Genomic DNA, 14,652 nt, shown 5'->3' on the forward strand with positions numbered 1-14,652 from the left:
TTAGCCGGCCCCGCAGGCCGGATGTCTCGCTCGTCCTGCGCGATGAACGGCCCCGCTTTATACCTCAGCGCGTACTTGCGGGCAATCCGGCTTTGGGCGTATGGACGATTCCTCGCGCCGGGGCTGAGTGATGCTAGAATCCCTCGCCGAATCTACCCCTGTCACATGCCACCATGCAAAACCGCCTAGAGACCGTCGCTGATCCGCAGATGGACCAGATCAAGCTGCCCCCTCATTCCATCGAAGCCGAGCAATCGGTGATCGGTGGCTTGCTGCTGGATGCAGGTGCCTGGGATAAGGTCGCCGATGTGGCCCATCTGGAGGATTTCTACAAGCGCGAGCACAAGCTCATCTTCGAGCACATCATGCGCTTGTCCGAGCGAGCTCGCCCGGTGGATGTCATCACGGTGGCCGAATCGCTGGAGGTTGCCGGCAAGCTGGATGAGGCGGGCGGCCTGGCCTATCTCGGGACGCTGGCGCAGAACGTGCCTTCCGCTGCGAATATCAAGCGTTATGCCGAGATCGTGCGTGAGCGCGCCATCATGCGTCAGCTGGTGGAGGTTGGTCATGATATCGCCGCCAGCGGTTTCGCTCCGGCTGGACGTGATGCCGGACAGTTGCTGGATGAGGCCGAGAGCAAGGTGATGAAAATCGCAGAGGCCGGCTCCAGAGGCAAGCAGGGTTTCTTGTCGATGCCGCCGCTGCTGACGCAAGTGGTCGAGCGTATCGAGACGCTATATGCGCGGGAGAATCACAGTGAGGTGACGGGGGTGGCGACCGGCTTCATCGATCTTGATCGGATGACCTCGGGTTTGCAGCCCGGTGATCTGATCATCGTGGCGGGGCGGCCCAGTATGGGGAAGACGGCGTTTTCCATCAATATGGCGGAAAACATCGCTCTGGAGACCTCCAAGCCCGTGGCCATCTTCAGTATGGAAATGGGCGGGGCGCAGCTGGTGATGAGAATGATCGGTTCGATCGGACGCTTGAATCAGCACTCCCTGCGTACAGGCAAGTTGGAGGCTGATGATTGGTCCCGGCTCACGCATGCCATCGGCCTGCTCAACGATGCGCCCATTCATATCGATGAGACGCCGGGTTTGAATGTGCTGGAACTGCGTGCGCGATCGCGCCGCTTGGCCCGACAAAGCGAGCATGGCTTGGGTTTGATCGTCATCGACTATTTGCAATTGATGAGCTCGCCGGCGGGCAAGAATAGTGAGAACCGGGCTACCGAGATCTCCGAGATATCACGCTCGCTCAAGGCCTTGGCCAAGGAGCTGAATGTACCGGTGATTGCGCTGTCGCAGCTCAATCGCAGTCTGGAGCAACGCCCCAACAAGCGCCCGGTCATGTCCGACCTGCGCGAGTCAGGGGCCATCGAGCAAGATGCTGACTTGATCCTGTTCATCTACCGCGACGAAGTGTACAACCCTGACTCTCCGGACAAAGGTAAAGCGGAGATCATCATCGGGAAACAGCGTAACGGCCCGATAGGGACGGTCGCACTGACCTTCCGGGGCGAATTCACCCGCTTTGAGAACTGCGCGCAGGGTTGATCCGTGGCGGAATTTTATGTTGACCGGCTTGGGTGCTGTCGGTAATAATCCGACACCTCCAACGAGGTGGCAGGCTGGGTGACAGGGTATAGTCACATGGCAAAAACGCAGGCTGCGAAGAAGTCTCGGGATATGACAAGAACAAACCCGATTCGCGCGGTTGGCCCAAAATAATGAGCGGTGCCGAGGGTATGGTGCCGAAGTGTGGTGCAGAGGGGAGAAGCTCTGATGTTGGAAAATTACTTTCCAGTCTTGTTGTTCATCTGTGTCGGATTGGCGGTGGGTGTGGTGCCTATGGTGCTGGGCAAACTGGCCGCTCCGAATCGTCCTGACGATGCCAAGCTGTCGCCTTACGAGTGTGGCTTTGAGGCCTTTGAAGATGCGCGCATGAAGTTCGATGTGCGCTACTACCTCGTCGCTATCCTGTTCATTCTGTTCGATCTGGAAATCGCGTTCCTGTTTCCTTGGGCTGTCGTGCTCAAGGAGATCGGTATGTTCGGTTTCGTTTCCATGATGATCTTCTTGGCCATCCTGGTGGTTGGCTTCGTGTATGAGTGGATGAAGGGGGCTTTGGAGTGGGAATAGAAGGCGTTCTTGAAAAGGGGTTCGTGACCACCTCGCTGGATACGGTGATCAATTACACCCGTACCGGCTCCTTGTGGCCGATGACCTTCGGTCTGGCGTGTTGTGCTGTGGAGATGATGCAGGCGGGCGCTTCGCGTTATGACCTGGACCGTTTCGGCATCGTGTTCCGTCCCAGCCCGCGTCAATCCGACCTGATGATCGTGGCGGGTACCTTGTGTAACAAGATGGCTCCCGCCTTGCGCAAGGTGTATGACCAGATGGCCGAACCGCGCTGGGTGCTCTCCATGGGTTCCTGTGCCAATGGCGGCGGTTACTACCATTACTCTTACTCTGTAGTGCGTGGCTGCGATCGCATCGTGCCGGTGGATGTCTATGTGCCCGGCTGCCCGCCCACTGCCGAGGCGCTCCTGTACGGTTTGATCCAGTTGCAGAACAAGATCAAGCGCACCAATACCATCGCGCGTTAGGACTAGATATGGCTGACCTGAATGTATTGGCTACCAAGCTGAGTGAGGAGTTTTCCGAGTGTCTGGTGAGCAGCATGGAAGCGTTGGGCGAGCTGACCATCGTGGTGCGTGCGCGTGATCTGTCCGACGTGATGCTCAAGCTGCGGGATGGCGATGGTTTGCGCTTCGAGCAACTCACCGACCTGTGCGGCATGGACTACTCGACTTACGGCGACGGTGCCTGGGAGGGCAAGCGTTTTGCCGTGGTGTATCACCTGATCTCCGTGGCCAACAACTGTCGTCTGCGTGTGCGCGTGTTCGCCGAGGATGATGATTTCCCGGTGGTCGCCTCGGTCAATGATATCTGGCCTGCCGCCAACTGGTTCGAGCGCGAGGCCTTCGATCTCTACGGCATCATCTTTACCGGGCACCCAGATCTGCGTCGCATCCTGACGGATTATGGTTTCATCGGCAGCCCGTTCCGGAAGGACTTCCCGCTGTCCGGCCACGTCGAGATGCGTTACGACGCCGAGCAGCGCCGGGTGATCTACCAGCCAGTGACGGTCGAGCCGCGTGAAGTCACGCCGCGCATCGTGCGCGAAGAAAACTTTGGTTGCAACTAACAGGGTGCGTTGCGATGTCTGAAATTAAAAACTACACCATGAACTTTGGTCCGCAGCACCCGGCAGCACACGGTGTGCTGCGTCTGGTGCTGGAGCTGGATGGCGAAGTGATCGAGCGTGCCGATCCGCACATCGGTCTGCTGCATCGCGGTACCGAAAAACTGGCCGAGCACAAGACCTTTCTGCAGTCCGTGCCGTACATGGATCGTCTCGACTACGTGTCGATGATGTGCAACGAGCATGCTTACGTGATGGCCGTCGAGAAGCTGGCCGGCATCGATGTGCCGATCCGTGCTCAATACATCCGCGTCATGTTCGACGAGATCACCCGCATCCTGAACCACCTGCTGTGGTTGGGTGCTCACAGTCTGGACGTGGGCGCGATGACCACTTTCCTGTACGCCTTCCGCGAGCGCGAAGACCTGATGGATGCCTACGAGGCAGCTTCTGGTGCGCGTCTGCATGCGGCTTACTACCGTCCGGGCGGCGTCTATCGCGACCTGCCGGACACCATGCCGCAGTACGAAGCCTCCAAGATTCACAACGCCGAAGCTATCCGCAAGATGAACGAGAACCGTCAGGGTTCCCTGCTCGATTTTCTGGATGACTTCTGCCGCCGTTTCCCCAAGTATGTGGACGAATACGAAACGCTGCTGACTGATAACCGTATCTGGAAACAACGTCTGGTCGGTATCGGCGTGGTCACTCCTGAACGTGCGCTGGCGCTGGGCTTCACCGGCCCGATGTTGCGCGGTTCCGGTATCGCTTGGGATCTGCGCAAAAAGCAGCCGTATGAAGTCTACGACAAGATGGATTTCGACATTCCGGTCGGCACCGAAGGCGACTGCTATGACCGTTACTTGGTGCGCGTCGAAGAGATGCGCCAGTCGAATCGCATCATCAAGCAGTGTATCGACTGGCTGCGCGTCAATCCGGGGCCGGTGATGTCGTCGAACCTGAAGTACGCACCGCCCAAGCGCACCGACATGAAGGACAACATGGAAGCGCTGATCCATCACTTCAAGCTGTTCACTGAAGGGATGCATGTCAGCGCGGGCGAGTGTTATTCCGCTGTGGAGCATCCCAAGGGTGAGTTCGGCATCTATCTGGTGTCGGACGGCGCGAACAAGCCATATCGCCTGAAGATCCGCGCACCGGGCTATGCCCACTTGGCCGGCCTCGATGAGATGTCGCGCGGCCATATGATTGCAGACGTGGTGACGATTATCGGCACCCAGGATATTGTGTTTGGGGAGATTGACCGCTGATGTTATCCGAACAAGTTCAAGCCAAGACTGACCGCGAACTGAAGAAGTATCCGGCAGATCAGAAGCAGTCGGCGGTGATGGCCGCCCTGCGTTTCGTGCAGGATGAGAAGGGCTGGATCTCCAGTGATGACATGGCCGACGTGGCTGCCTATCTGGGCATGCCCAAGATGGCGGTGTATGAGGTTGCCACCTTCTACCACATGTACAACCTCAAGCCCATGGGCAAGAATACGCTGACCGTGTGTACCAATCTGTCCTGTACCTTGTGCGGCGCACATGATGTGCTGGAACATCTGGAGCACAAGCTGGGCGTTGGTCTGAACGAGGTCACGGCAGATGGCAAGTTCGGTATCCGCGAGGGTGAGTGCATGGGAGCGTGCGTGGCGGCTCCGCTGCTTACCGTCAACAACAAGCGTATCTGCTCCCACCTGACCTCCGAGAAAATTGACCAGCTTCTGGCAGAATTGGATAAGCAATGAACGGGCCGGTTATTTACACGACACTGGGATTCGACCAGCCATGGACGCTGGAGAATTATCTCAAGGTAGGCGGCTACCAAGCGCTGCGCAAGATCCTGACCGAGAAGATCGCGCCCGATGCCATCATCGCTGAAGTCAAGACTTCGGCACTGCGCGGGCGCGGTGGTGCGGGCTTCCCCACTGGCCTCAAGTGGAGCTTCATGCCGCGCAACTATCAGGGCGACAAGTACATCGTCTGCAACACCGACGAAGGCGAGCCGGGTACCTGCAAGGACTGGGACATCCTGCGCTACAACCCGCATGCGTTGATCGAAGGCATGGCCATCGCGGCCTACACCATGAACGTGAAAACCGGTTACAACTACGTTCACGGCGAGATCTTCGAGGCTTACGAGCGTATGGAAGCGGCGTGCGAAGAAGCGCGTGCCGCCGGTTACCTCGGCAAGAACATCCTGGGCTTCGACTTCGAGTTCGATCTGCACAACCACTTGGGCTACGGCGCCTATGTGTGTGGTGAAGAGACTGCGCTGCTCGAATCCATCGAAGGCAAAAAGGGCCAGCCGCGCTTCAAGCCGCCGTTCCCGGCCAGCTTCGGCCTGTACGGCAAGCCGACCACCATCAACAACACCGAGACCTTCGCCAGCATCCCGTACATCATCCGCGAAGGCGGGCAGAAGTTCCTCGAACTGGGTCGCCCCAACAACGGCGGCACCAAGCTGTTCTCGGTTTCCGGTCACGTCAACAATCCGGGCAACTTTGAAGTGCCGCTGGGCACGCCGTTCGCCAAGCTGCTGGAAATGGCCGGTGGCGTGCGTCACGGTCACAAGCTGAAAGCCGTCATCCCCGGCGGTTCTTCGATGCCGGTGCTGCCTGGCGAGATCATGATGCAGACCGATATGGACTACGACTCGTTGCAGAAGGCGGGTTCCTATCTGGGCAGCGGTGCGGTCATCGTAATGGATGACACCGTGTGCATGGTCAAGGCGCTGGAGCGACTGGCATATTTCTACTTTGAAGAATCCTGCGGTCAATGTACGCCGTGCCGTGAAGGTACCGGCTGGCTGTATCGCATCATTCATCGTATCGAACATGGCGAGGGCAAGCCGGAAGATCTGGATTTGTTGCTGAGCCTGTGCGACAACATCGCTGGTCGTACCATTTGCGCGCTGGGCGATGCCGCCGCGTGGCCGGTGCAGGGGATGCTCAAGCATTATCGTAGTGAGTTCGAGTACCACATCGAACACAAACGTTGTCTGGTGTAAGGCGGGAAAGCAATGATTAACATCGAGATTGACGGACAAGCGGTTGCGGTCGAGAACGGCAGGACGGTGATGGATGCCGCCCACGAGATCGGCAAATACATCCCGCATTTCTGCTACCACAAAAAGCTCTCCATCGCGGCCAGCTGCCGCATGTGTCTGGTGCAGGTGGAAAAGGCTCCCAAGCCACTGCCTGCCTGCGCGACCCCGGTGGTCGAGGGCATGAAGGTGCACACGCACTCCGAGTACGCCGTGAAGGCGCAACAGGGCGTGATGGAGTTCCTGCTGATCAACCATCCGCTGGATTGCCCGATTTGCGATCAGGGTGGTGAGTGTATGTTGCAGGACGTGGCCATGGGCTACGGCGGAGTCGGTACCCGATTCACCGAAGCCAAGCATCAGGTGCTGGGCAAGCCGCTGGGTGCGCTGATCTCCGCCGAGGAAATGAGCCGTTGCATCCACTGCACCCGCTGTGTGCGTTTCGGTCAGGAAGTTGCCGGCGTGATGGAACTGGGCATGGCCAATCGGGGTGAGTTCTCCGCCATCATGACCTTCGTGCAAAGCTCGGTCGACTCCGAACTGTCCGGCAACATGATCGACCTGTGCCCGGTCGGTGCTTTGACCAGCAAGCCGTTCCGCTACACCGCACGTTCTTGGGAATTGTCCCGCCGCAAGTCGGTCAGCCCACACGACAGCCTGGGTTCCAACCTCACCGTACAAGTCAAGAATGGCCGCGTCGCACGCGTCACTCCGCTGGAGAACGAAGCCGTCAACGAATGCTGGATCTCCGACCGCGACCGTTTCAGTTATGAAGGCCTGAATTCCGCCGAGCGCCTGACCAAGCCCATGCTGAAGCAGGATGGCAAGTGGATCGAGGTCGAATGGCAAGCTGCGCTGGAGTATGTGGCCAACGCGCTGCGCCAGATCGGTAACGGCGCCGGTGCTGAGCACATCGGCGCGCTGGCTACCGGAACCTCCACCGCCGAAGAACTGTACCTGTTGCAAAAGTTGGTGCGCGGTCTGGGTTCCGAGAATGTGGATTTCCGTCTGCGCCAAGCTGACTTCTCTGCCGACGGCAAGCGCGCAGGCGCTCCCTGGTTGGGCATGGAAGTCGCCGAGATCGGCAAGGCGGATCGCCTGCTGCTGGTGGGCAGCTTCCTGCGCAAGGATCATCCGCTGCTGGCGCATCGCGTGCGCGATGCGGTCAAAAAGGGTGGGCAACTCAACGTGGTGCACTCGGCTGACGACGATCTGCTGGTGGATGTGGCGAACAAAGCCATCGTCGCACCTAGCGATTTGCGCGCAGTGCTCACACAGATTCTGGCGGCTCTGGCTGAGTCCAAGCAGGCCATGCTGTCCAATGATGTGCAGGCGGCGGTCGCCGGTGTCGTGCCCTCGGCTGAGGCGCGCAGCATCGCTGGCAGCCTCGCAAGTGGCTCCAACGTAGCCGTGCTGCTGGGCAATTTCGCGGCACAGCATCCGGAAGCGGCGCAATTGCAGCGTCTGGCGCAAGAGATCGCGGCCCTGACTTCGGCCAAGTTCGGTTTCCTGGGCGAGAGCGCCAACAGCGTTGGCGGTTACCTGGTCAATGCCGTACCTGGGGTCGGCGGCCTGAACGCAGCCGCGATGCTGGATCAACCGCGCAAAGCTTACCTGCTGCTGAATGTCGAAGCCGAGCTGGATACGGCCAATTCCCAGCAAGCGGTGGCGGCGATGAAAGCGGCCGATCTGGTGGTGGCGATGTCGGCCTACAAGCATGGCGCAGTCGATTACGCCGATGTGCTGTTGCCGATTGCTCCGTTCACCGAGACTTCTGGCACTTTTGTCAGCACCGAGGGGCGCGTGCAGAGCTTCAAGGGTGCGGTCAAGCCGCTGGGCGAAGCGCGTCCGGCATGGAAGGTGTTGCGCGTACTGGGCAATCTGCTGGATGTCGCCGGTTTCGACTACGACAGCAGCGAAGCCGTGCGTGCTGACGCTTTGCCTGAGAACGTAGCGCCTGCATTGAACAACAAGCTGGATGGTGTGGCAGTGAGTGCGACGGCGAATGTGGCGGCTGGTTTGCAGCGCGTCCCCGACGTGCCTATCTATGCCACCGATTCCATCGTACGTCGAGCACCTTCCCTGCAACAGACCCGTGATGCTGCCACGCCGACCGTGGCGATGAACGCTGCCGAGCTGGCGAAGCTGGGTGCCGGATGCGGTGACAGCGTCAAGGTCAGCCAGGGGCAGGGTAGTGCCACGCTGGTAGCCAAGGCGGATGACACACTGCCGGCAGGCGTGGTGCGTGTGGCTGCCGGACATCCCGCGACGGCTGCGCTGGGCGCGATGTTCGGAACGATTAGCGTGGAGCGTGCGTGATGATTGAGACATTGCAAAACCTGTTGGGCGTGGCGTGGACACCGTTGTGGACCTTGGTCAAGATCGTCCTCATCGTTGCTCCGCTGATGGTGGGTGTGGCCTACCTGACCTACGTCGAGCGCAAGGTGATCGGCTACATGCAGGTGCGTATCGGCCCGAACCGCGTGGGCTATTACGGCTTGCTGCAACCGCTGGCCGACGGCATGAAGCTGTTCTTCAAGGAGATCATCATCCCGGCTGGATCGAACAAGTTCCTGTTCGTGCTGGCTCCGGTGCTGTGCCTGATGCCCGCACTGGCAGCCTGGGCGGTGGTGCCGTTCAATGCTGAGCTGGTGCTGGCGAACGTCAACGCCGGTCTGCTGTACATCCTCGCGATGACCTCGCTGGGCGTGTACGGTGTGATCCTGGCGGGCTGGGCTTCCAACTCCAAGTATGCGTTCCTCGGTTCGCTGCGCTCCGCTGCACAGATCGTGTCCTACGAGATCGCCATGGGCTTCGCGCTGGTGTGCGTGCTGATGGCCTCCGGTAGCCTGAATCTGGGCGACATCGTGAACGGACAGAAGGGGGCTGGTCTGCTGAGTTGGTACATCATCCCGCTGTTCCCGATGTTCCTGGTCTACCTGATCTCCGGTGTGGCCGAGACCAACCGCGCACCGTTCGACCTGGCTGAAGGCGAATCCGAGATCGTGGCCGGTTTCCACGTGGAATATTCAGGCATGGCGTTCGCGCTGTTCTTCCTGGGCGAATACGCCAACATGATCCTGATCGCGTTCCTGACCGCTATCATGTTCATGGGCGGCTGGCTGTCGCCGGTGACCTTCCTGCCGGACAGCATCGTCTGGCTGTTGGCCAAGGCTTCCTTCGTGTTGTTCCTGTTCCTGTGGTTCCGCGCGACGTTCCCGCGTTACCGTTATGACCAGTTGATGCGTCTGGGCTGGAAGGTGTTCATCCCTATCTCCCTGATCTGGGTAGTGGTGGTGGGCTTGTGGATGCAGACACCGTTGTGGCTGTGGTAAACGGTTGAGGATTTGACGATGATCCAGAGATTTTTCAAGACTTTCCTGCTGCTCGAACTGCTCAAGGGCATGGCGCTGACCGGGCGTCACCTGTTCGAACGCAAGATCACGGTGCAATACCCGGACGAGCGTACGCCGCAGAGTTTTCGCTTCCGTGGCTTGCACGCCCAGCGTCGCTACGCCAACGGCGAAGAGCGTTGTATCGCCTGCAAGCTGTGCGAGGCGGTGTGCCCGGCACTGGCGATCAAGATCGAGGTTGCACAGCGTGCCGATGGTTCGCGCCGCACGACGCAGTACGACATCGACCTGACCAAGTGCATCTTCTGCGGTTTCTGCGAAGAGTCTTGCCCGGTCGATGCCATCGTCGAGACACGCGTCTTCGACTATCACGGCGAGAATCGCGGCGACCTCTACTACACCAAGGAGATGTTGCTGGCTGTGGGCGACAAGCATGAAGCACAGATTGCCAAAGATCGCGCGGCAGATGCCAAGTACCGTTAACAAGGGGTGGAATCAATGAATGTGGAATCACTGGTTTTTTACGTATTCGCGGCGCTGATGATCTTCGCCGGGCTACGTGTCATCACGGCCCGTAACCCGGTGCACTCGGCGATGTTCCTGGTGCTGGCGTTCTGTAGCGCATCGGGCATCTGGATGTTGCTGGAAGCGGAGTTCCTCTCTATCACGTTGGTGCTGGTCTATGTCGGTGCGGTGATGGTGTTGTTCCTGTTCGTGGTGATGATGCTGGACATCAATCTCGACCAGTTGCGCGAAGGTTTCTGGCGCTGGTTCCCGTTCGGTGCGGCGCTGGCGCTGGTGATGGTCGGCGAGATGGTGTATGTGCTGGGCAATCGCAAGACTGCCGCGACTGAAGGGCTGGTGCGTCACGCGGCTGACTACAGCAACATCAAGGAACTGGGCCGCCTGATCTACACCGACTACGTCTATCCCTTTGAGATCGCCGCCGTGGTACTGCTGGTGGCGATGGTGGCCGCAATCGCACTGACGCTGCGTCGCCGTATCGGAGTCAAGTCGCAGAATCCGGGCAAGCAGGTATTGGTCAAGAAAGCGGATCGTCTGCGCATCGTGCCGGTCGCCGCCGAGAAGTCCGGCAGCGACAGAGCCGCTTAAGGTATCGGGGAGAGAAAGAACACTATGTTGACCTTGTCGCATTACTTGGTACTGAGCGCGATCATGTTCGCAATCAGTGTGGTGGGGATCTTCCTCAACCGCAAGAACGTGATCATTTTGCTGATGTCGATCGAGATGATGTTGTTGGCGGTGAACACCAATTTCGTCGCGTTCTCGCACTATCTGAACGACCCATCCGGGCAGATATTCGTGTTCTTCATCCTGACTGTGGCAGCCGCTGAAGCCGCTATCGGTCTGGCTATCCTGGTGGTGCTGTTCCGCAATCTGCGTACCATCAACGTGGATGACCTGGAAAGTTTGAAAGGCTGACCCGATGAGTATGCAATCTACCTACCTGATGGTTCCTGCCGCGCCGCTCATCGGTGCGATCGCGGCTGGCCTGTTCGGCAAAGTGCTGGGCCGCGTCTGGTCGCATCGCATCACCATCCTGATGGTGGCGGTCGCCTTCGGCCTGTCTGTCTCCATCTTCAACGATGTGATGGCTGGCCACACCTTCAATGGCTCGGTCTACACCTGGATGACGACCGGCGATACGCGCTTCGAGGTCGGCTTCCTGATCGATCGCCTGACCGTGATGATGATGCTGGTGGTGACCTTCGTGTCGCTGATGGTGCACATCTACACCATCGGCTACATGCAGGAAGATCCCGGCTACCAGCGTTTCTTCAGCTACATCTCGCTGTTCACCTTTTCCATGCTGATGCTGGTGATGTCCAACAACTTCATGCAGCTGTTCTTCGGCTGGGAAGCGGTGGGCCTGGTGTCTTACTTGCTGATCGGTTTCTGGTTCACCCGCCCGACCGCGATCTACGCCAACCTCAAGGCTTTTCTGGTCAACCGCGTTGGTGATTTCGGCTTCCTGCTCGGCATCGGCCTGGTGCTGATGGTGTTCGGCACGTTGGACTACGCCTCGGTATTCGCCGCTGCTGGTCAGCATGCCGCTGACATGGCACCCATTCCCGGCATCTCTGCCAACCTGATCACCGCGATCTGCATCCTGCTCTTCATCGGTGCGATGGGTAAGTCGGCGCAGTTCCCGCTGCACGTCTGGCTGCCCGATTCGATGGAAGGCCCGACCCCGATCTCCGCGCTGATCCACGCCGCGACCATGGTGACCGCCGGTATCTTCATGGTGGCGCGCATGTCGCCGCTGTATGAGATGTCCGAGGCCGCACTGTCCTTCGTGATGGTCATCGGCGCGATCACTGCGCTGTTCATGGGCTTCCTCGGCATCGTCCAGCACGACATCAAGCGCGTGGTGGCGTATTCCACGCTGTCGCAACTGGGTTACATGACCGTGGCGCTGGGCGCTTCCGCCTACTCGGTGGCGGTGTTCCACCTGATGACGCACGCCTTCTTCAAGGCGCTGCTGTTCCTGGCCGCAGGTTCGGTGATTATCGGTATGCACCACGATCAGGATATGCGCAACATGGGCGGCCTGAAGAAATACATGCCCATCACCTGGATCACTTCGCTGATCGGCTCGCTGGCGCTGATCGGTACACCGTTCTTCTCCGGCTTCTATTCCAAGGACAGCATCATCGAGGCGGTCGGCCTGTCGCATCTGCCGGTCGCCGGTGTCGTCCACGTGGCGGTGCTGATCGGCGTGTTCGTGACCGCGTTCTATTCCTTCCGCATGTACTTCCTGGTGTTCCATGGTGAAGAGCGTTTCGGCAAGGCGCATGACGACCATCACGCTCACGACGCGCACGGTCATGACGATCATGCAGCGCATGCTGATGCCCACGATGCCCATGACGGCGACCATGATGACGAGGAAGTGTCGCACGACCACCACCATGGCTTGGCTCCGGGCCAGAAGCCGCACGAGTCGCCTTGGGTGGTGACGCTGCCCTTGGTCCTGCTGGCGATCCCGTCGGTGGCTATCGGCTTCATCGCCATCGAGCCTATGCTGTTTGGTCACTACTTCACCGATGCGATCTTCATCTCCGAGCACCACGAGGCGCTGCACGAGATGCACGAAGAGTTCCACGGTGCGGTGGCGATGGGTCTGCATGCGTTCACCAGCCTGCCATTCTGGCTGGCACTGGCCGGTGTGTTGACCTCCTGGTTCTTCTACATGAAGCGTCCGGACATCCCGGAAGCGATCAAGCAACGCTTCTCCTGCATCCACAACATGCTGGAAGAGAAATACTTCTTCGATCGGTTCAACGACTGGTTCTTCGCCTCCGGTGCGCGCGGTGCCAGCCGTTTCCTGTGGCGCTTCGGTGACGTGCGCCTGATCGACGGTCTGGTGGTGAACGGCTCGGCCTGGCTGGTCGGTCGTGTGTCCGGCGTGGTGCGCCACGTGCAATCGGGTTATATCTACCACTATGCTTTCGCCATGATCACCGGGGTGTTCGTCCTGTTGACCATCCGGAATTGGTTCGAATAAGCGCAAGATTTAGAGGAACGACAGCATGATTTTTGGATTACCTGTACTGAGCGTCGCCATCTGGCTGCCCATCATCTTCGGCGTGCTGGTCCTTGCCACTGGTGACGACCGCAATGCGCCCCTGGCGCGCATCATCGCGTTGGTCGGCGGGGTGCTGGGCTTTCTGGTGACCATCCCGCTGTACACCGGCTTCGACAAGGTGACCAGCGCCATGCAGTTCGTGGAGATGAAAGACTGGATCATCCGTTACAACATCCACTATCACCTGGGTGTGGACGGTATCTCGGTGTTGTTCATCATCCTGAACAGTTTCTTCACGCCGCTGGTGGTGATCGCCGGATGGCAGGTGATCGAGAAGCGCGTGGCCCAATACATGGCGGCTTTCCTGATCATGTCCGGCATCGTCAACGGCGTGTTCGCGGCGCTGGATGCGGTGCTGTTCTACGTGTTCTGGGAAGCCATGCTGATCCCGATGTTCATCATCGTGGGCGTGTGGGGCGGCGCGAACCGCGTGTATGCGGCGGTCAAGTTCTTCCTCTACACCTTGCTCGGTTCGCTGCTGATGCTGGTTGCCTTGTTGTACCTGTACAACCAGTCCGGCGGCAGCTTCGAGATCCTTGACTTCCATCAGATGCCGATCCCGATGACCGCGCAGATCTTGGTGTTCCTGGCGTTCTTCATGGCGTTCGCGGTGAAAGTGCCGATGTTCCCGGTGCACACCTGGTTGCCGGATGCCCACGTGGAAGCGCCGACCGGCGGTTCCGTGATCCTGGCGGCGATCATGCTGAAGGTGGGCGCGTACGGTTTCCTGCGTTTCTCCATGCCCATCGCGCCGGATGCCAGCCACTCGCTGGCCGGCATGATGATCGCGCTGTCGCTGATCGCCGTGGTGTACATCGGCCTGGTCGCGTTGACCCAGTCCGACATGAAGAAGCTGGTGGCGTACTCTTCCATCTCGCACATGGGCTTTGTGACGCTGGGTTTCTTCATCTTCAACGCCTACGGCATGGAAGGCGCGCTGGTACAGATGATCTCGCACGGCTTCGTGTCGGGTGCGCTGTTCCTGTGTATCGGTGTGCTGTATGACCGCATGCACTCGCGTAAGATCTCGGATTACGGCGGTGTGGCCAACAAGATGCCGGTGTTCGCCGCCTTCTTCATGCTGTTCGCCATGGCTAACTCCGGCCTGCCGGGCACCAGCGGTTTCGTCGGCGAGTTCGTCGTGATCCTGGCGGCGGTCAAGGCCAACTTCTGGTACGGCTTCCTGGCTGCCACGACACTGATCTTCGGTGCTGCCTACACGCTGTGGATGTACAAGCGCGTGATCTTCGGTGCGGTGGCCAACCATCACGTGGCTGAACTGACTGATCTGAACGGACGCGAAAAACTGATGTTCATCATTCTGGCCATCACCGTGCTGGGCATGGGTTTGTACCCGCTGCCGTTCACGGAAATCATGCACGCATCGGTGAACGACCTGCTGGTGCATGTCGCCCGTTCCAAGTTGTAAGC

14 protein-coding genes are annotated in these 14,652 nt (G+C 59.2%); all 14 read left to right on the forward strand.

Annotated elements, in window-relative coordinates; all coding sequences use genetic code 11:
- The first annotated feature begins 173 nt into the window (after window positions 1-173).
- The 14 genes from dnaB (at window position 174) to DM08_RS11895 (ending at window position 14,650) form a co-directional block, all read left to right on the forward strand.
- Window positions 174-1,559 carry a replicative DNA helicase gene (gene dnaB / locus DM08_RS11830; RefSeq protein WP_035384867.1) on the forward strand — a complete coding sequence of 462 codons (1,386 nt, stop codon included), beginning with the start codon at window positions 174-176 and terminating at the stop codon, window positions 1,557-1,559.
- 228 nt (window positions 1,560-1,787) lie between these two features.
- Window positions 1,788-2,144 carry an NADH-quinone oxidoreductase subunit A gene (locus DM08_RS11835; protein ID WP_035384868.1) on the forward strand — a complete coding sequence of 119 codons (357 nt, stop codon included), beginning with the start codon at window positions 1,788-1,790 and terminating at the stop codon, window positions 2,142-2,144.
- Window positions 2,135-2,611: a NuoB/complex I 20 kDa subunit family protein gene (locus DM08_RS11840; protein ID WP_035384869.1), complete on the forward strand. Its 477-nt coding sequence runs from the start codon at window positions 2,135-2,137 to the stop codon at window positions 2,609-2,611. The genes DM08_RS11835 and DM08_RS11840 overlap by 10 nt, the downstream gene beginning before the upstream one ends.
- Window positions 2,612-2,619: 8 nt before the next feature.
- Window positions 2,620-3,213 (forward strand): NADH-quinone oxidoreductase subunit C, encoded by a 594-nt coding sequence (locus DM08_RS11845; protein WP_035384870.1) that lies wholly within the window; start codon window positions 2,620-2,622, stop codon window positions 3,211-3,213.
- 14 nt (window positions 3,214-3,227) lie between these two features.
- The gene (locus DM08_RS11850; RefSeq protein ID WP_035384871.1) at window positions 3,228-4,481 is read left to right on the forward strand and encodes an NADH-quinone oxidoreductase subunit D; all 1,254 of its coding nucleotides are present in this window, start codon (window positions 3,228-3,230) and stop codon (window positions 4,479-4,481) included.
- A complete protein-coding gene (nuoE, locus tag DM08_RS11855) occupies window positions 4,481-4,960 on the forward strand; it encodes an NADH-quinone oxidoreductase subunit NuoE (RefSeq protein WP_035384872.1) in 480 nt (159 codons plus the stop codon). Before DM08_RS11850 ends, nuoE begins: the two co-directional genes overlap by 1 nt.
- Window positions 4,957-6,222 (forward strand): NADH-quinone oxidoreductase subunit NuoF, encoded by a 1,266-nt coding sequence (gene nuoF, locus DM08_RS11860; protein ID WP_051938232.1) that lies wholly within the window; start codon window positions 4,957-4,959, stop codon window positions 6,220-6,222. The genes nuoE and nuoF overlap by 4 nt, the downstream gene beginning before the upstream one ends.
- Before the next feature lie 12 nt (window positions 6,223-6,234).
- The gene (gene nuoG, locus DM08_RS11865; protein ID WP_035384873.1) at window positions 6,235-8,577 is read left to right on the forward strand and encodes an NADH-quinone oxidoreductase subunit NuoG; all 2,343 of its coding nucleotides are present in this window, start codon (window positions 6,235-6,237) and stop codon (window positions 8,575-8,577) included.
- Window positions 8,577-9,593, forward strand: a complete 1,017-nt coding sequence (gene nuoH, locus DM08_RS11870) for an NADH-quinone oxidoreductase subunit NuoH (RefSeq protein WP_051938234.1) — start codon at window positions 8,577-8,579, stop codon at window positions 9,591-9,593. The genes nuoG and nuoH overlap by 1 nt, the downstream gene beginning before the upstream one ends.
- Window positions 9,594-9,611: 18 nt before the next feature.
- The gene (nuoI, locus tag DM08_RS11875; RefSeq protein WP_035384874.1) at window positions 9,612-10,094 is read left to right on the forward strand and encodes an NADH-quinone oxidoreductase subunit NuoI; all 483 of its coding nucleotides are present in this window, start codon (window positions 9,612-9,614) and stop codon (window positions 10,092-10,094) included.
- Between the two features lie 15 nt (window positions 10,095-10,109).
- Window positions 10,110-10,724, forward strand: coding sequence for an NADH-quinone oxidoreductase subunit J (locus DM08_RS11880; RefSeq protein ID WP_035384875.1), 615 nt, complete (start codon window positions 10,110-10,112; stop codon window positions 10,722-10,724).
- A 24-nt stretch (window positions 10,725-10,748) separates the two neighbouring features.
- Complete coding sequence (gene nuoK / locus DM08_RS11885) at window positions 10,749-11,054, forward strand: NADH-quinone oxidoreductase subunit NuoK (protein ID WP_035384876.1); 306 nt, start codon at window positions 10,749-10,751, stop codon at window positions 11,052-11,054.
- Window positions 11,055-11,058: 4 nt separating this feature from the next.
- On the forward strand, window positions 11,059-13,140 hold the full coding sequence (gene nuoL, locus DM08_RS11890; RefSeq protein WP_035384877.1) for an NADH-quinone oxidoreductase subunit L: 2,082 nt from the start codon (window positions 11,059-11,061) through the stop codon (window positions 13,138-13,140).
- A gap of 25 nt (window positions 13,141-13,165) precedes the next feature.
- Window positions 13,166-14,650: an NADH-quinone oxidoreductase subunit M gene (locus DM08_RS11895; protein WP_035384878.1), complete on the forward strand. Its 1,485-nt coding sequence runs from the start codon at window positions 13,166-13,168 to the stop codon at window positions 14,648-14,650.
- Window positions 14,651-14,652: the final 2 nt, after the last annotated feature.

Origin of the sequence: Ferriphaselus sp. R-1 (genome assembly GCF_000746095.1) — a bacterium.
GTDB lineage: Bacteria > Pseudomonadota > Gammaproteobacteria > Burkholderiales > Gallionellaceae > Ferriphaselus.